This is a genomic window from Pseudomonas sp. GNP013, from assembly GCF_054343995.1.
Map to the genome: position 1 here is coordinate 4,912,903 of NZ_JBTGUT010000001.1, position 15,893 is coordinate 4,928,795.

The 15,893-nt window shown below is 53.5% G+C and carries 15 protein-coding genes and 2 pseudogenes; 4 read left to right on the forward strand and 13 right to left on the reverse strand.

Annotated features, from left to right (window positions below; all coding sequences use genetic code 11):
* Nucleotides 1–121 precede the first annotated feature (121 nt).
* Complete coding sequence (locus tag ACXX81_RS21610; protein WP_458572357.1) at nucleotides 122–1,462, forward strand: M10 family metallopeptidase C-terminal domain-containing protein; 1,341 nt, start codon at nucleotides 122–124, stop codon at nucleotides 1,460–1,462.
* 51 nt (nucleotides 1,463–1,513) lie between these two features.
* On the opposite strand, the gene ACXX81_RS21615 is transcribed toward ACXX81_RS21610, so the two are convergent.
* From ACXX81_RS21615 to ACXX81_RS21675, 13 genes and pseudogenes are all read right to left on the reverse strand, one after another.
* The gene (locus ACXX81_RS21615; RefSeq protein WP_003238713.1) at nucleotides 1,514–2,164 is read right to left on the reverse strand and encodes a DUF799 domain-containing protein; all 651 of its coding nucleotides are present in this window, start codon (nucleotides 2,162–2,164) and stop codon (nucleotides 1,514–1,516) included.
* Complete coding sequence (locus ACXX81_RS21620) at nucleotides 2,161–2,523, reverse strand: DUF4810 domain-containing protein (RefSeq protein WP_003238711.1); 363 nt, start codon at nucleotides 2,521–2,523, stop codon at nucleotides 2,161–2,163. The genes ACXX81_RS21615 and ACXX81_RS21620 overlap by 4 nt, the downstream gene beginning before the upstream one ends.
* Nucleotides 2,524–2,552: 29 nt before the next feature.
* Nucleotides 2,553–3,233, reverse strand: coding sequence for a CsgG/HfaB family protein (locus ACXX81_RS21625; RefSeq protein ID WP_057009902.1), 681 nt, complete (start codon nucleotides 3,231–3,233; stop codon nucleotides 2,553–2,555).
* Between the two features lie 192 nt (nucleotides 3,234–3,425).
* Nucleotides 3,426–4,118 (reverse strand): hypothetical protein, encoded by a 693-nt coding sequence (locus tag ACXX81_RS21630; protein WP_231423626.1) that lies wholly within the window; start codon nucleotides 4,116–4,118, stop codon nucleotides 3,426–3,428.
* Between the two features lie 78 nt (nucleotides 4,119–4,196).
* The gene (locus ACXX81_RS21635) at nucleotides 4,197–4,589 is read right to left on the reverse strand and encodes a DUF2846 domain-containing protein (protein WP_209990605.1); all 393 of its coding nucleotides are present in this window, start codon (nucleotides 4,587–4,589) and stop codon (nucleotides 4,197–4,199) included.
* Between the two features lie 652 nt (nucleotides 4,590–5,241).
* The gene (locus ACXX81_RS21640; RefSeq protein WP_458572358.1) at nucleotides 5,242–5,970 is read right to left on the reverse strand and encodes a hypothetical protein; all 729 of its coding nucleotides are present in this window, start codon (nucleotides 5,968–5,970) and stop codon (nucleotides 5,242–5,244) included.
* A gap of 343 nt (nucleotides 5,971–6,313) precedes the next feature.
* A pseudogene (locus ACXX81_RS21645) lies at nucleotides 6,314–6,604 on the reverse strand (DcrB-related protein); the annotation flags it as partial.
* A gap of 96 nt (nucleotides 6,605–6,700) precedes the next feature.
* Nucleotides 6,701–7,282 carry an Imm5 family immunity protein gene (locus ACXX81_RS21650; RefSeq protein WP_458572359.1) on the reverse strand — a complete coding sequence of 194 codons (582 nt, stop codon included), beginning with the start codon at nucleotides 7,280–7,282 and terminating at the stop codon, nucleotides 6,701–6,703.
* Nucleotides 7,279–8,313 (reverse strand): annotated as a pseudogene (locus ACXX81_RS21655) (PAAR domain-containing protein); the annotation flags it as partial. The pseudogene ACXX81_RS21655 and the gene ACXX81_RS21650, both read right to left, overlap by 4 nt.
* Before the next feature lie 137 nt (nucleotides 8,314–8,450).
* On the reverse strand, nucleotides 8,451–8,804 hold the full coding sequence (locus ACXX81_RS21660; protein WP_458572360.1) for a hypothetical protein: 354 nt from the start codon (nucleotides 8,802–8,804) through the stop codon (nucleotides 8,451–8,453).
* Entirely contained in the window at nucleotides 8,804–10,063 is a 1,260-nt protein-coding gene (locus tag ACXX81_RS21665) for a PAAR domain-containing protein (protein ID WP_458572361.1), read from the reverse strand. Before ACXX81_RS21665 ends, ACXX81_RS21660 begins: the two co-directional genes overlap by 1 nt.
* A complete protein-coding gene (locus tag ACXX81_RS21670; protein WP_458572362.1) occupies nucleotides 10,060–10,653 on the reverse strand; it encodes a DcrB-related protein in 594 nt (197 codons plus the stop codon). The genes ACXX81_RS21665 and ACXX81_RS21670 overlap by 4 nt, the downstream gene beginning before the upstream one ends.
* A gap of 23 nt (nucleotides 10,654–10,676) precedes the next feature.
* The gene (locus tag ACXX81_RS21675; RefSeq protein WP_458572363.1) at nucleotides 10,677–12,509 is read right to left on the reverse strand and encodes a type VI secretion system Vgr family protein; all 1,833 of its coding nucleotides are present in this window, start codon (nucleotides 12,507–12,509) and stop codon (nucleotides 10,677–10,679) included.
* 580 nt (nucleotides 12,510–13,089) lie between these two features.
* On the opposite strand from ACXX81_RS21675, the gene ACXX81_RS21680 reads away from it, so the two are divergent.
* The 3 genes from ACXX81_RS21680 (at nucleotide 13,090) to ACXX81_RS21690 (ending at nucleotide 15,878) form a co-directional block, all read left to right on the forward strand.
* Nucleotides 13,090–14,550 (forward strand): DUF6861 domain-containing protein, encoded by a 1,461-nt coding sequence (locus ACXX81_RS21680; protein ID WP_458572364.1) that lies wholly within the window; start codon nucleotides 13,090–13,092, stop codon nucleotides 14,548–14,550.
* Nucleotides 14,551–14,558: 8 nt separating this feature from the next.
* Nucleotides 14,559–14,867: a hypothetical protein gene (locus ACXX81_RS21685; RefSeq protein ID WP_458572365.1), complete on the forward strand. Its 309-nt coding sequence runs from the start codon at nucleotides 14,559–14,561 to the stop codon at nucleotides 14,865–14,867.
* Between the two features lie 702 nt (nucleotides 14,868–15,569).
* Entirely contained in the window at nucleotides 15,570–15,878 is a 309-nt protein-coding gene (locus ACXX81_RS21690) for a hypothetical protein (RefSeq protein ID WP_458572366.1), read from the forward strand.
* The last annotated feature ends 15 nt before the right edge of the window (nucleotides 15,879–15,893 follow it).

A 15,893-nucleotide genomic window follows, 5' to 3' on the forward strand; every position in this document is an offset into this window, starting at 1 on the left:
CCCAGCGGAAAATACCATCGTGAGAATACATTTCAGCGCGCCCTTTTATGCCTATCAACCGTACGTTCAACCCGCTCTGCGACCTTTCAATCGGTGGCTTGGAACACTCTTTCGGCCATTTATGCAGCCGTTTATTCCGCACCGCTATGTGCGCAAGCCGCCACTGCCTTATGTGCAGCCGAATCACCGCCCGCACCCTCCAACCAACAGTACTCACAACGCCAACTACGACCAGACCCTGCGCCGGGACGATCCGCACGCGGCCAGGATCCACAAGCGCTCGCTCGACAAGCAGCAAGCCGTTGAGCAACTCACCCGGAAAACGGAAAAGTGGGATGACCGGGATCGGAACGGCAAGACTGAAATTGCCTATACCTTCAACACCCATGCGCGACGGTTCAACGAAGCTCAAAAGCAGGACGCCCGGCGCTCCATGCAATCCTGGAGTGATGTCGCCAACCTGGAGTTCACTCAGAGCGATTGCCAGACAGAAGGTCGATTGAGCTTCGGCATTTCCAGACACGTCGGCACTGCAGTGGGCTTTTTCCCCGGGCACTTCTGGAACAGCGGCAATACGCTTTACAACCCACGCCGAGTGACACGCCACGATCTAACACACGAAATTGGTCACACCTTAGGGCTGACTCATCCGGGTCATTACGACGGTTGGAGCGGGGCAAAGGCGCCTCGCCACGTACAGGACTCCAGAGCTCATAGCGTCATGAGTTACTTCGGCGCCGAACACTGCGGCAAACAGCTTGGAGAAAAGCCGAAAGCACCAATGATGGACGACATCAGCGCCGTGCAAAAAAGGTACGGGGCCAATCATCACATTCGTCGGGAAGACAACACCTACGGCTTCAATTCCAATAGCGGCAGGGATTACTACTCCCTTCGAAATTACCGGGACAGCGCCGCGTTCTGCGTCTGGGACGGCGGGGGCAACGACACGCTGGATGTCTCGGGTTACGGCAACGACCAGGTCATCAACCTCAGGGCGGGTTCGTTCTCCGATGTGGGGGGCTTGCGAGGCAATATATCCATCGCGCGCGACTGCACCATTGAAAATGCCGTCGGTGGTTCCGGCCATGACACCTTGATCGGTAACGACGCTGCTAACCGGCTCACGGGCCGGAGCGGTGCGGACCGGCTGCGCGGCGGCCGAGGCGCCGATACGTTTGTCTATGAACGCGCCAGCGATTCCACGCCTGAGTCACCGGATGAAATCATGGACCTCACTACCGGCGTCGACAAAATGGACCTGCGCAGCCTCGAGAACGAGGCCAATACACACCTCAAACTCGTCACTGCCTTCACCGGGCGCGCCGGCGAAACCATCGTCAGTTTCGACCCGGCTATCCATCGCTATTTCGTCGCCATTGACCTGACCGGCACAGGCAAGCCAGGGTTCCGGGTGAACAGCACGCAATTGATCAAGCCCAAGGACATCCTGGTGAACTGAACAGCAAAAGCCTGCGCTGACCGGGCGGCCAGGCAGGGCTTTTAAAACACGTCAGTCGGTGCCGTATTTCGGATTACGCGGGCCGTACAGAATGCCGGTGCGTTGCCCTGCCGACAGCAGGCGAGCGCTGGTAATCCCGGCAATCGGGTGCGCCGCATCGGTGGAGCTGTTGATCACCTGCTTGACCGCCGCCGTGATCAGCATGCCCACCAGGCCGCCGCCGTTGTTGTTGCCTTCCTCGCTGGACGCACGCGCCGCGCCGGTCCACAGGGTGGTGCCGGTACGCAGGTCGACCAGTTTGGCCGAAGCCGTCACGGAGGTGTCGCTGGAGATCAGCATGTACTTGGTGCCGTACTCGCTGACCGTGATGTACAGCGCTGCGTCGGCACCAAAGATGTCATGCAGTTTGGTGGGCGGCACGGCCTGGATATCGTTGGCGGTGGTCAGGCCGTTCTGGCGGAAGGTTTCGTCCACCAGCGCGATCGGCAACACGTAGTAGCCGGCTTCGGCCAACGGGTAGGTCACCTGCGACACCAGGCTGTAGGAGGCCTGCACTTCTGGCGACTCATTGATCGGCGGCAGCACCAGGATCGACTTGGGCCGCGCCTGTTTGTAGGCCGTGTAATCAATGGTCTTGGGCGCCGCGCAACCGCCGAGCAAAGCCAGGGCCAGCAAGGCGCCGGTGAGTTTCAAGAGGTTCATTTGAGGGCGACTCCGGCCTTGGCGTTTTTCAGCAGAAAGTCCATGTAAGCGGCGGACTCAGGGAACAAGGCCTTCTCGGTACGCAGCTCCTGCACCATCTGGTCATCCTTGCCCATGCTCATGTACAGCATGCCCAAATGCGCGTGGTAACCCGGCGGCGCCTTGCGGCCACTGGCGTTGATCTTCTGCAGATCGCGCTCGAGTGCCTCGACTTGCGCCTCCTTGGGCTCGCCCTTGAAGTACTCGTAAACCTGCGGCTGATAGCTTTCCCATTGATACAGGGGCTGGGGCGCCGTCTGGCACCCGGCGACCGCTGCGATTGCTGTCAGCATCAACGCCAACTTCACTGCCTTGCTCATCCGTGTACTGCTCCTTGTGGTGTGGCTGATCAGTTGCGCGGGTTCCAGGCGCCGGCGTTGATGCCGTCGACCAGGCGGTTGATCGCTTCGCGCATGGCCAGGTCCAGCACCTTGCCATTGAGGGTGGAGTCGTAGCTGGCGGTGCCGCCGAAGCCGATCACTTCACGATTGGACAGCGCGTACTCACCGGCGCCCTGGGTGGAATACACCACTTCGGACGTGCTGATGTTGACGATATTCAGAGCGACTTTGGCGTAGGCCACCTGGGTTTTGCCACGGCCAAGAATGCCGAACAGTTGGCGGTCGCCGGTCTCTTTGCGACCGAACTCGGTTACATCGCCGGTCACTACGTAGTCGGCGCCCTTGAGCTTCTGCACAGTGCCTTTGATCGCGGCTTCCTGGGAGATTTCGCCCATGTTGTCGCGGTCCAGCACGTTGAAGCGGTTGGTCTGCTGCAGGTGGGTGATGAGGATGGTCTTGGCCTGGCCACCGAGGCGGTCGACGCCATCGGAGAAAATGCCGCGCATGTAGCTGGAGCGGTTATCGAACTTGCCCACAGCAATCGGCACGCGCACGCCGGAATAGGCGATCTTGGCGCTGGCGACCTGCTCCACCGGCATCGCGCGGTTGCTCTCGGTGGCGCAACCGGCCACGGTCAACAGCGCTGCGGCGGTGAGGCCAGACAGCAGGATTTTGGAGAGTGTCTTCACGTGTTGCTCCTGAAATGGAAAATCGGCAGAGCTGAGGCCTGCGGCGATTCCGGGAGGAGTAACACGTGCGTCTGCATTCGTCCCTGAACCTGTAGTGCCGCAACGGCTGGCGCATTTTACGGAGTTAAGGGGGGTTCTCAAGTTGTTTCGCGCGGATATGTGAACCCTGCAGAACATGAAGATCCACTAGGCTTACTTGAGCTCCTTCACCAGATACTGGCCGGAGATCTGCGTGATCCCAGTCAGCGCCCGGCGCAAGGCCTCGGGGTCGGTGCGGTAGGTCAGCGGCGTGTAGCCATACACATTCTGGCCATTGAACGGCGTGATCGTCTCAAACGTGCGCCAGATCATCTGGTCGCCACGGTCCATCTGCGCAATCACCGAAATGGTCGGGTAGATCACGCTGCTGAACCCCTGGGTCAGGCGAAACCCCCACTCGGTCACCGTCAGCTGAATCTGCGCGTCGGCGGGCTCATCGTCACCCACCACCTTGAGCGTTGACGTCTTGCCCAACGCATCGACAAAGCCCTGCTTGAGCAATACACCCACGTCGATGTTTTCGGCGTCCATCACCGTCAATATCGCTGCCGGCGTCGACATTTCAGCCAACTGCCCAAGCTTCATGCCGGCGGCAAACCCGGCACCGCTCAACGCCGCGGTCCCCACCTTCGACGCCCCGCTCGCCATGCCCACGCCGGCACCCAGCCCGGCTCCCAGCGCCGCGCCCCAGGCCTGTTCACGACCGAAATACACCATGTTCTTGCCCCACTTCACGGGCAGCACTTTCACCGTTTTGACCTGCGCGCGATTTTCCGGTGTGAGCGGATGGCTGACGCAGCCGCCGAGGATGAGGGTGGTGAGGAGAATGAGGAGAAGGTTTTTCACGGCAGTCCCTTGGTGTTTTGGGATAAGAAGATGAAAAGCGGCCGGGCTCAGGTCCCGGCTGCTTCAAGCGCGCTCAGATCACTTGCTTTCTTTTATGACGGTACCCAGGGATGCATCCTTGACCAGATAACGACCTTCCAGATCGCTCAGCGACTTGAGGCCGTTGCGCGCCACGGCGAAGCCCATTTCGACTTCCTGCTTAAGGTAAACAACCTCACCCGCCTTCACGCTGATCTGCAAGTCAGCCCAGTTCTCGGCTTTGGAACTGATCACATGCTTGCCCGGCGTCACGAAGAAATAAATGTATTGATTACCCCGGTTGTAACCCATCTCCGAAGCAGCTTCCTTGTCATCCAGGAATACATTGAACCGTACCAACATCCCAACGTTGCTTGGACGCACCACATACACCAGGCCTTTGTCGGCGACGGCAGCCTTGGGCAACGAATAGTTCGCCACATCAGCCTGCATTTTCTCGACGGAAGGCGTCGAGGAACAGCCAAACAGCGTGACCAGAGACAACACAACAGCAGCTTTGCCGAACAGCTTGATCATGTACTTCTTCCTTGTGTGCAGCGGTAAAACGGAATTGGGAGCGCCAGCGATTACCGGCGTGGCGGGGTGATGCGTTTAGTCATCGCCAGTGTGTCGGCAATGAAGGCGAAGACATTAGTAACCGCTCGATAAACACACCCAGCCAACGGCGAACAGCGCGTTAAGTGGTGAGAGATTCGCAGTCCACGGCGGCGAGAATTCGTCATCCTCGTGAGTACGTGTAGGCCGTCGATGGACTTTCGGAAGTAGACCGGCTTGGGTGGAAGTGGACTTTTCGATGTTGGAGTCGGTTCGCGTCATGGCGGATGGGCTCTTGGAAAATCGGGAACACATCTTCCGGTATCAATTGAGTGCTTTGAATGTGGGGCTCATGGAGCGCTTACAAAAGTTTTGTCCTTGAAGCCAGGCGACCGTACAAAGCCCAGTTCATTGGCATGGAAACGATCGAGCGTCGCTGGTAAATATTGGCTTAAAGTGTCGGCCGGCTCTGTGCCCCATGCTATATGGAAGAGTATTTGCCGCACGGTTAACGGAACCGGCGTTATTAGTCCTCAATGTAAAAATTTACTCAACCCATTACAAAATCATCCAAATAGGCTCTTAATATATCTTTAGACATAACAGTTTCATCCTCCCTATTTAGGGTAAGAATAAACTCCTTCTTCTCAGGAGATAAAATCTCTACTATATCGCCCTTATAGTTTTCCAACTCGATAAAGCCATTAGAAACGCCTTCCAAATTGTCAACCTCTAGAAGCAGAGCCGAATAGTTGACCAAAACTCGCGCTTCGTTGGTGCCTGCGCCAGTTTTGGGATTATCAAAATAAACTTTAACTTTAGGACAAACGGTACGCTTCCAATCGAGAACGGGTACAAAGTGTACGCGCATATCCATAAATTCTTCGGCACTCTCCTCGCCAGAAAATTCACAGCGAAAAATAGGAACACACAAATACAGATCATTTCGATCTATACCTGTATCTTTCATATGCCCATGATAGTTTTGCGGAAAGAGTATTACATGAGTAAATAAACTTGAAGAGCGCTTACCAGCGGAAATCGAAAAAACGATTGGCTTACCTGTTGAAGAAAAAACAGGAACCGAGTCAAAAACAATCCTAGCCAAAGCGTCGTCGACAAAGTCCTGAGAGATGACAAGTAACTTGACGCCTTCTGCTCGTGACTTTAGCCAATAATTAATAACATAGGTTTTGGTTTCGTCCTGAAAAAAGAACATGTCAGACTCTTTCTTTACTACTTCGCCATACTCATCCTTAAGCAAGTTTTCGATATTCATAAAACCTCCATGAGTCACAACTCAAACAGTACTTACCTATATCTTATACCATCATGCATCACCTTCGCGCCATCAGAACTATTAGCGGCGCAAAGCCTTTATCTTCATGTACCGTTAACATTTTCCCGACATATTTTCCTTTATTTTTTATACAAGATACCCATGACCAAGGGGCGGCAGGAGCTTTCAATAAAATCAACTATAACTCTTAATAGATATTAATCGCTGTGTGATCAAGTGAAGCTTACGGACGCTCTGCTGCTATCGAGCGCGTTTATCTGCTGCTCTGAAAAAAGATCGTCAAATGCATCCCCCAAACTCTTCTATGAAAGCCAGTTACCACCATGCCACCGATCAAGTTACTGATGCAGGTGATCTGCATGAGCAACGGCTGCAGGTGTTCATCGTGATGCAGAAAAATTAATTGCAGTTGATGAACCGGTTGCCCCTGCTGTCGCCAGCGAAACTCCACCCGACGCGCGTCAACTCCCGCGACCTCGGTAGGGGTTACAGGCTCGATCCACTCAAGATGCGTCAGTGACTTTTTAAGTTCTCCGAGAAGTTGCTGCGCAACGGTTTCAAGATCAGCGTTGCGCTCAACCTGAGAGCGGCCCACCACGAGCGAGAGGGCTGAGACCGATGTCGTGTATAGGTCGCACATAAGATTTTGGAAGCTGGCAGCTCAACAAACTCATAAGAATCACGCACTGCCTATATCAGTTGTACCGAACTAAAGCACTTGCCGAACTGCATCAGTCAGATACCATTGCCAAAATTTTCGGCGTGACTCAGGGTCACCGTTTTCTGCCAGACCTCCGGCGAACGCTGATGCCACCAGATAACTAGGCTCAAACGCTGCGGGATCTAGATCCCGATCACTTCGTCGATCTGCTGGGTCAAAATCATATTCGCTTGCTGCTGTGATCACAGTATTCGCAGCTGCATGCCCAACAAACATCGCAGGATATTCATTAAATGAATAACTTTGATCCTCAACTACCGCCACATAAAATTCATCCCGCACACTCATAGCTTTTTCTTCGGGAATTACTCCATTTGCCAGAGCGAGAGCCATCGACAATATACTGGACAGCTCTTCAACATCCCCAAATTTTTTAACCCAAAAAGATGAACCATATTCTACGCAAATAACATCGAGCTTTGTAAGAGTGAGGCGCCGCTCTTCTTCAGATTGATCCTCGGTGATCGTCTCCCAAAGAAGCTTTCTTAATGGTAACAGTAACTCCCCGGATGCAGCCGCCGTTACCTCACTCAACAAAGCTTTAATCAGTGCTAAAGACTTCTCGTTCATTCTGACCTCAATATTGTTTCAACGGTACCATCAGGTTTAAAAATTCGAATGGCTTTGGGATCGGCAACCGTCTGTTCTGCATTTTTAAATTGCGCGAGCTTTGAAAAACAACCTTGACAATCATTACACATATGCTTGGATACGCCTATTGGATGATCTGGGCTAGCTAAAGACATTTGCTTTTCTGCGTGAGACGAAAAATGCTGACCTTCATAATCTCTATCATATGGATGAGGCTTTACCTCGTGACCAATTTCTAGAGACTTAGCTTTCACTTGTTCTGCAGAAACCCTTTCATATCCTTGTGGCTTTTTATCCCCCCATCCACTTAAGGTTTTTTTATCATTGGAGGAAACGGTTTTTACCTTATATTCTTTACCCTGTGGTAGTTCTGCTTTTGCTTGAGACGCACGACCTAATGCGGCGTCTGACTCAGCAATGTTAGAAACCCTAGTTGCACCTTTCGGAACAATCTTCAAATTCCCAAAATTCGACCCCAACCCCTGGACCTTAACCTCATACCGCGCATCAAACCACTTCCCGCCCTTACCACCCAACCCGCCCCCCAGCAGCGCACCGCCAAAGGCCATCAACTTCTGACCATCAGAGCCTTCACCAAACAGCTTGCCGCCTGCCCAGTTCCCTCCAAGGCCACCTGCAATACCGCCCACCAGCCCGGCAATCACAACGACCGGGCTGGCCAGCACAAAGGCGCTGCCCAAACCCACCACCAACACTGCCCGCTCCAGCCAACCCGGCACCTCTGGGCTAATGATGTCTGTTGTTTCGGTGCCGCCCCCGATAAACACGTTGCCGGATCCAGCGCTGATCTTGGCATCACACACCGTTCTGTCACCCACGCGAGCCGCGGGCAGGCCGTTGATGTAAACCGAATTACTGCCCTGAGCCAGAGTCTGCGGTGTGGAAGCATGGTTATCACATACGGAGGTATCCACATGCGCTCTGGCCGCGCGCTTGCCATTGGTAAAGACATTCTCGGACCCAGTCTTGATGTGCCCGGTAGATTCGCTTTAAAAAAGTAGTTTTATAGTCTTCAGACGTGGCTTTCACGTACTGGAAACAGGTGGCTGCAGCTATCTCACAATCACACTCAAATATGAGTTACTAAAGAACAGGCCAGTATCTGCCGCCAATATTTATGACAGCATTAGCTATCAAGCTGACGTTCAACTTCTTCGTCTGCGGTATTCAATATGTTGGCTACAACCTCAGCGCTAATTTCCCAAGTGCCAACACTTGAACTACCCTCATATTGCTCTCCATAAGGAAGCTCATAAAACTTCGCCACCAGGCTATTCTCTTTTATTACCTTCAGAACAGAACGTATCGCCTGAGCATTAGCTTGATAATCCCCCTCAAATATTTCCACTTCCAATATAGGTAGTCCCGCAGCCCAAGTATCCTTTATAGACTGTATAGAGATCCCGAGCGCGCGGTGCAGCTTCACAACCGCTTGAGTGCTCACAGAGTTAAAATCTAAAATTATTGCTATAACAGACATTAGAATTCCTCCGGATATTTAAAGTTAACAGGCTCTCCAAACGAATCATTTCTCCAACTGCCCCCATGCCATCTCTCAAAGTGCTCCGTTCGAGTAGCAGGATAAATATTTTTCGGATCGCTAGCAAGTTGCGGATGATCCAACGCATTGTATTTATGATGACCTTGAATAGATTCACCATTATATTTTGGTGTTTTACCAGATAAAATATCTGCTTTTTGTTCCGGGGACCATTTCCGAGTTCCAGATTCTCCCAGCTTGAGCTTGGTACGTTCATCAGACCAAAACCTCGAAACGCCTTTTGCTCGTTTATTAGCAAATCTTCTATCCCAATCAAGACGCTTATACTCATCCTTTGATAGCGTTCGGTTTTCCAGCTTCGTCTTTAGAGCAGCCCTTTGTGTCTTGGTCACTGGAGAATACGGAACTTTGTGAGTGGGAACCTTTACCGTTTCGTCTGTGGGTACAGCTCGGCGCTGAATTTTAACATTTCCTAAATTCGACCCAAGCCCCTGAACCTTAACCTCATATCGTGCATCAAACCACTTCCCGCCCTTACTACCCAACCCGCCCCCCAGCAGCGCACCGCCAAAAGCCATCAACTTCTGACCATCAGAGCCTTCACCAAACAGCTTGCCGCCTGCCCAGTTCCCTCCAAGGCCACCTGCAATACCGCCCACCAGCCCGGCAATCACAACGACCGGGCTGGCCAGCACAAAGGCGCTGCCCAAACCCACCACCAACACTGCCCGCTCCAACCAACCCGGCACCTCTGGGCTAATGATGTCTGTTGTTTCGGTGCCGCCCCCGATAAACACGTTGCCGGACCCAGCGCTGATCTTGGCATCACACACCGTTCTGTCGCCCACGCGAGCCGCGGGCAGGCCGTTGATATAAACCGAATTACTGCCCTCAGCCAGAGTCTGCGGTGTGGAAGCGTGGTTATCACATACGGCGGTATCCACATGCGCTCTGGCCGCGCGCTTGCCATTGGTAAAGACATTCTCGGAGCCGGTCTTGATGTGCCCGGTATCGTGGCAGGCAAATGAAAGGCTCCCCAGCAATTGCCCTATCCCCGCGCCAGTGGCAGCGCCCGCGCCGACCATCGCACACAAGGCCACCGCGCCGAGCCCGCCGGTGCCAACGATGGCGATTCCGACCAACACCGCACCTGCGCCAATCGCAAGACCAGCCAGCAGGCCTCCCAGCGCACTGGAGTGTTCAATCGGGTCGTCAACGCGAGCCGCTGCTTCGCTCATGAGAGCAGGTCCTGGTCGCCGCTCTCCTCCTCGTCTGTCGCGGGTGGGTGACGCAGCTCCAGCGTTTGCACCAGGGCGTCAAACTGAGCACGCTCCTCAAACGTCATGCCTTTGGGATTGTTGCTGGTGCCGGTGATCTGCATGAGCAACGGCTGCAGGTGTTCATCGTGATGCAGAAAAATTAATTGCAGTTGATGAACCGGTTGCCCCTGCTGTCGCCAGCGAAACTCCACCCGACGCGCGTCAACTCCCGCGACCTCGGTAGGGGTTACAGGCTCGATCCACTCAAGATGCGTCAGTGACTTTTTAAGTTCTCCGAGAAGTTGCTGCGCAACGGTTTCAAGATCAGCGTTGCGCTCAACCTGGGAGCGGCCCACCACGAGAGAGAAAGGGCTAGGGCCGATATCGGTGAGGGTGAATACGTGAAAAGTTTTGTCCTTGAAGCCAGGCGACCGTACAAAGCTCAGTTCATTGGTATGGAAGCGCTCGGGAGGCGGCGGTACAGCATCAGCAATAGCCTGTTCCACACGAGCCGCCTCCTGCTCACGGAGACGGCGTTCAGAGAGACGGTCATAGATATTACGTCGCATACGGCTGTTCCTTGTCCGTCGAGCTAGTTAAGGTTGATTTTGGTGCTGCCAAGCGCATCAATGGTCACGCCGCTCAGCGTAATAGTGCCGTCAGACTTCATAACCAGTTTGCTGGCACCGACTTCGAGTGTGATTGAGGTCGCTGAGGTGATCTTCACCTCGCCGCTATCTACCGTGACGTAGTAAGACCCTTCCGTCACCGCGATGCTCGTTTCCAGTTTGATCGTTTCTGTATGCTTGCCGTCGACTTTCAACTCACGGTTACCGCCAACGGTGTGGCTTTCGTCAGCTTCAATCTCGGTGTCCAGATTACGCTCGGCATGAAGGCTGACTTGCTCGGCACCGGCCTTGTCTTCAAAGCGAAAGAAGTTGGCATTGGCGCCCTTGCCTTTCATCGACCGCGTTAAAAAACCACTCTGCGTCTTGTTCGCCGGCAACGACCAGGGCGGGGTGTTCTGGCTGTTGTACAGGCTGCCCATGACCAAAGGTCGGTCGGGATTGCCGTCGAGGAACACCACCACCACTTCGTCGCCGACTCGCGGGATCTGGATGCTGCCGAAGCCACCGCTCGCGCCGGTTTGGGCGACGCGGACCCAGCAAGAGCTTTTGTCGTTGTGTTCGCCCTTACGGTCCCAGTGAAACTGCACTTTCACTCGACCCAGTTCATCGGTAAAGATTTCCTCACCCACAGGCCCCACGATGATCGCCGTCTGTGGGCCGGAAATGGTTGGGCGTGGCGTGGTGAGTTGCGGGCGGAAGACTATCTTTTTGCGCACGCAGGCGAAGGTGTTGAAGTAGCTCGCCTGGTGCCCATTGAGGTAATTGTTGTGGCCTTCGCTTTCGACGCTCATCAGCAGGAACTGGCGGTCGTCGGGTGAGCCCTGATCGTGGTCGTAATGCTGCAAAAGTTCGAACGTGTAGCCCGGTTTCATCGCCCGGCAGTTGCTCGCGCCCTGGAAGCTTTTGCCTTTGAGTTCCAATGCTTCGACACGCAAGCGCACCAGCGCTTCGCCTTCGTCGTAAGTGCCGTGGGTGTATTGACCAGGGAAGTCATAGATCTCGAAATCATCCACATCGCCTTGCTTGTTCAGGCTCTTCATCGCCACTGGCAGGCGGTTGCCGGGTTGGCGATAGTCGAAGGTCTGAACGGCGATCTTGCCGGACTGCAACTGGCGGTTTCCGCTCCACTGGGTGATGGAGTCGGCCGTCTCGGTAACAGAGGCGGTGTGGAAACGAATTTGAGGTTGTTCCGACAACGGCACCAGGGTGGTGGAGTCGTCGCAGATGATCATGGTGTGGGTTTCGGCGGTGTGCTCGAAGTAGTAGAACATCCCCTCCTCTTCCAACAGGCGCTGGACGAAGTTGAAGTCGCTTTCACGGTACTGGGTGATGTAGGTGTAGCGCTTCTGCGGGCGGGTCAGACGGAACTCGTGGCGAGAAAACGCCGTGCACAGCGCAAACACCTGAGTGACGACTTCTTCGACGGTATTGCCCTGAAAGACCCGCGTATCAAAGCGATTCTTGAGCATCGAGAACCACGGGTTCATCGTTGCGGTATAACGCGCCATTCCGCCGTCACTGCCAATGCTGGCAAAACGTGTGAGGTAGCCTGCGATATAGCGCGGCGCACCCTCGGCCAGCTCGATCTCGATGACCACGTGTTGGCCCATCATGGACTTCAGTTCAACACCGGAGTCCTGGCACACCAGTAGCAGTTCGAAGTTATAGGCACGCGACAGACCTTCCACGCCCTTGAAAGACTCAAGCAGTAACTCTTGCTCAGGATTGGCAAGGTTCTTGAACTTGAAAAGGCGCCGGTTCTGGGTCGAAAGCAACCCGGCAAGGTCCGTCAACATGTGTATCTCCCTGGAAGCATGATAGTAAGCGACTGCCGGTACTCGGCAACTGCTGGTTACGAACAGACAACTGGGTTATGCCCAAGCGCAGCTCCACCCAGGCTACAAAGATGGCCAAACGGCCATCACTGGATGGATAACCAACGCGCTATCACTCTGGACGGTCGGACCACAGCGCCAGGTAAAAGTGCCGATTTTATGAGCGTGGGAAAGGAGACACCGAAGGGTATCGTCGTGTCAACCCGAGGTATTTTTTTTGAGAAGGGCGTAACGTGAAGCGGCTCATCGCTTACAAAATTATTAAGAGCTTGTTTTTGATGAGGGGATAACACGCAAACCCGCGCAACACCCAGTACAGAGCTGTCTCAGCCGCAAATAAATAGCAGATAGAGCCCTTATGCCATCATTGCAGAAACGTACTCCTATAAGAAGAATGCCCGCGTGGTGAAATTTCGCTGGCATACTGAGATTAGAGATTGCGGCCAATGGCCACCCATTATCCGGATGAGCTAACTCGGCGCCTCTGCTTCGAAAGAGACTTTTTCGCATTCGCATCCCATACAAGGACAGTGACGTGTAAATGGACCTTTTAGCCAATATCCCCAGTTGGGACGACATCGAGCGAAACCTCGATCAGAAATTCGGTGAGCTGAACCAGGGTGTCAATGAGGGCTTGCAGAGCGCCAACGACAGCTGGAATGGCTTCACGCGGCGCGTCGGTGATGGAGCCAGCCACGCCTATGGCTACATGGGCGGCAACCGGATTGATAACGTCCGCCACGCCATGACGTTGTCCTACCCGATTATCCAGTCAGACCTGAAACGCAAGTGGGCCTCGATCGAAATCGAGCAGATCCTTCCTGTGCTGCTGCAACTGGTCAAGGAGGTCTCGATGATCCTTGGCGCCAGCGTGGCGGTGGGTACCATTGTCGGCGGTGCGGCAGGAGCATTTGCATTCGGTGTCGGCGCCGCACCAGCAGCCATTGCCGGAGCGGGTATCGGCTTGCAGGTGGGTAATCTCATCCTAATGGCCCTGGGCCTGTCGGCCATCGCTGAGTATTTCTATCAAGGTTTACCCGCTTGCCTTTCAACCTTGCAGGAAGGGCTCGCCACCGCATGGTTCGCGGCAGACGGCGTCAAGCCGGAGGGGCTTGATCCTACTGGCGGCTCTGCGGCGCAAGTTCAGGAACGCACCGAACGTGCGGCCCGGCAATTGGCACGCGGTCAAGAACAGCTGGTATTGCTGTTGCTCACCGCCATCGTGACCTACCTGACCCGTGGCCAGATCAAATCGGGCGTCATGGCCAGCATGGACGGCATCGCGGCGCGAAGTGCCAAGTTGCAGGCGGAGATTTCGAACAAGCAGTTTGCGGCGTGGCTGGCGAGGAATGAGCAGAAGATGCTGGCGCAGCCGGAGTTGCAGGTGAAGGATCCTGCGCCGCTGAAGAAGGTCGAGCCAGAGACAATGCGGGAGTACTACGCCAAGCAAGATCAAAGCTTTGTACCATATGAGGAACAGCTCAATAAGGCAAAAACCTTTGAAACACTTGGCCTCTCGCGAGCAAAAGTTATGGATTACTTGGGAACCAAGGAAGGGCAGTTATACCTTAGTAAATTGCAAGCGGCAGACCCTGGTGCCTCTCTTAACGAAATCGTTACTCGAGCAGTAGGTCAGATCGCATCCGGGAGTACAATTCCGGAGGTAAGGGTTATAAATTCGCCTTTGATCAAAATCGTCCCAATAGGTCAAGAAGCTAGCAAATACTCACCTTTTTTCACGACAATGGAAGAGCTGCAGAATGCGGCCAAGAGTAACCGTACACTCGCAGATGTCTTTGGTCTGCCATTGGTCAGTGAGGCACCAAAATATTCAATATTCGAGATGGTCCCTTTAAAACCAACCGAAGTTTTCGTAAGTAAAGTTGCGCCGACCACTGAGTTTGCCGGTAGTATTGGACGATCGGGAGAAGCGATCCAATTTCTAACGCCAAATCGTAGTGAGTTTTCTGCAACCAAGCTAATCGGTGAAATTAGCAATTAGGAGAAACTATGGATATCGACGCCTTGAAAGCGACTGCTCAAGACCTTCGAACAAAGCTTGAGCATTACAAACTAAAAGAGCCAGCTGCATTGTTACTGCTGACTGACCTTGAAGGGCTACTCCAGGACGCAGAGCGCGGACTTATTCACGCTCCAGTAGAGCCGAGAGACATTCCTGGCTACCGGCTATTCGCCGAAACCGACTTACAGTCATACAGAGATCTTAGCGTAGCTTACTCGAATTTTTACGTCGAGTTAATTGACGCTCGACAGTCTGAGGCTTACAGGCTGCTCGCAGCTAAAATGAAAAACTCTTGAACAACCGGGCTAAAAACTACAAAAGGAGGAAATAAAAAATACAAAGCAGCAGATTTATTGAAATCTCGCAATAAAGGAAAATCAAATAAATCTGTCCCCTTTACAGGGAATCAGAGACGATGCGGGAGTACTATGCTAAGCAGGATTCGGACTTTGTGCCATACGAGGACCAGCTTAAGCAGGCTGCAACATTTGAAGCACAAGGTCTTTCCAACACGCAAATAATGAACTATCTCGCGACCAAGGATGGGCAGTTGTACCTTGACAATTGCGCGCTGCGGCTCCCAACGTATCTGGTGATGAGATCATCAAACGAGGAATGGGTCAGCTCGCATCGGGAAGTACAATTCCAGAAGTGAAAATTATAAATTCGCCTTTAGTGAAGATCGTTCCATTAGGACAAGAAACCAGTAAATATTCACCCTTCTTCACCACGGCTGACGAGTTGCATAATGCCACCCAAAGTAGTCGCACACTCGCGGACAGCTTCGGCCTGCCATTGACCAGTGAGGCTCCAAAGTACTCGATATTCGAGATGACCCCTCTGAATACGACCGAGGTCTTCGTGAGTAAAGTTGCACCGACCTCTGAATTTGGCGGTAGTATTGGGGGAGGAGGTGGAGCGCTCCAATATCTGACTCCCAACCGCAATGAATGGTCTGCAACCAAGCTAATCGGCACAATAGACAATTAGGAAAAATTATGGATATGGATGCCTTGCAGGCTGCAGCTCAACACCTACGGGAAAAGCTGGAATATTACAAACTCAAAGATCCTACGGCATTGTTACTACTAACCGATCTTCAAGGGCTGCTTCTGAGCGCGGAACTAGGCCATATTCATACTCCAGTAGAGGCTAGGGACATTCCGGGATACCGTCTTTTTACCGAAACAAACTTGCAGTCATATAAAGATCTTGAGGCCGCCTATACAAGTTTTTACATAGAGCTAACTGACGCGCGTCAGTCCGATGCTTATAAAATGCTTGAGGCCAAAATGAATAAACAATGAAGCCATCAACCTCCC

What these genes read in the sequence shown, in the direction of transcription:
- ACXX81_RS21635 (WP_209990605.1), bottom strand. Translation starts at nt 4,589, where the DNA reads ATGCAGGCTGATGTGGCGAACTATTCGTTGCCCAAGGCTGCCGTCGCC.
- ACXX81_RS21620 (WP_003238711.1), bottom strand. Translation starts at nt 2,523, where the DNA reads ATGAGCAAGGCAGTGAAGTTGGCGTTGATGCTGACAGCAATCGCAGCG.
- ACXX81_RS21675 (WP_458572363.1), bottom strand. Translation starts at nt 12,509, where the DNA reads ATGTTGACGGACCTTGCCGGGTTGCTTTCGACCCAGAACCGGCGCCTT.
- ACXX81_RS21650 (WP_458572359.1), bottom strand. Translation starts at nt 7,282, where the DNA reads ATGAACGAGAAGTCTTTAGCACTGATTAAAGCTTTGTTGAGTGAGGTA.
- ACXX81_RS21640 (WP_458572358.1), bottom strand. Translation starts at nt 5,970, where the DNA reads ATGAATATCGAAAACTTGCTTAAGGATGAGTATGGCGAAGTAGTAAAG.
- ACXX81_RS21665 (WP_458572361.1), bottom strand. Translation starts at nt 10,063, where the DNA reads ATGAGCGAAGCAGCGGCTCGCGTTGACGACCCGATTGAACACTCCAGT.
- ACXX81_RS21690 (WP_458572366.1), top strand. Translation starts at nt 15,570, where the DNA reads ATGGATATGGATGCCTTGCAGGCTGCAGCTCAACACCTACGGGAAAAG.
- ACXX81_RS21610 (WP_458572357.1), top strand. Translation starts at nt 122, where the DNA reads ATGCAGCCGTTTATTCCGCACCGCTATGTGCGCAAGCCGCCACTGCCT.
- ACXX81_RS21680 (WP_458572364.1), top strand. Translation starts at nt 13,090, where the DNA reads ATGGACCTTTTAGCCAATATCCCCAGTTGGGACGACATCGAGCGAAAC.
- ACXX81_RS21660 (WP_458572360.1), bottom strand. Translation starts at nt 8,804, where the DNA reads ATGTCTGTTATAGCAATAATTTTAGATTTTAACTCTGTGAGCACTCAA.
- ACXX81_RS21685 (WP_458572365.1), top strand. Translation starts at nt 14,559, where the DNA reads ATGGATATCGACGCCTTGAAAGCGACTGCTCAAGACCTTCGAACAAAG.
- ACXX81_RS21670 (WP_458572362.1), bottom strand. Translation starts at nt 10,653, where the DNA reads ATGCGACGTAATATCTATGACCGTCTCTCTGAACGCCGTCTCCGTGAG.
- ACXX81_RS21615 (WP_003238713.1), bottom strand. Translation starts at nt 2,164, where the DNA reads ATGAACCTCTTGAAACTCACCGGCGCCTTGCTGGCCCTGGCTTTGCTC.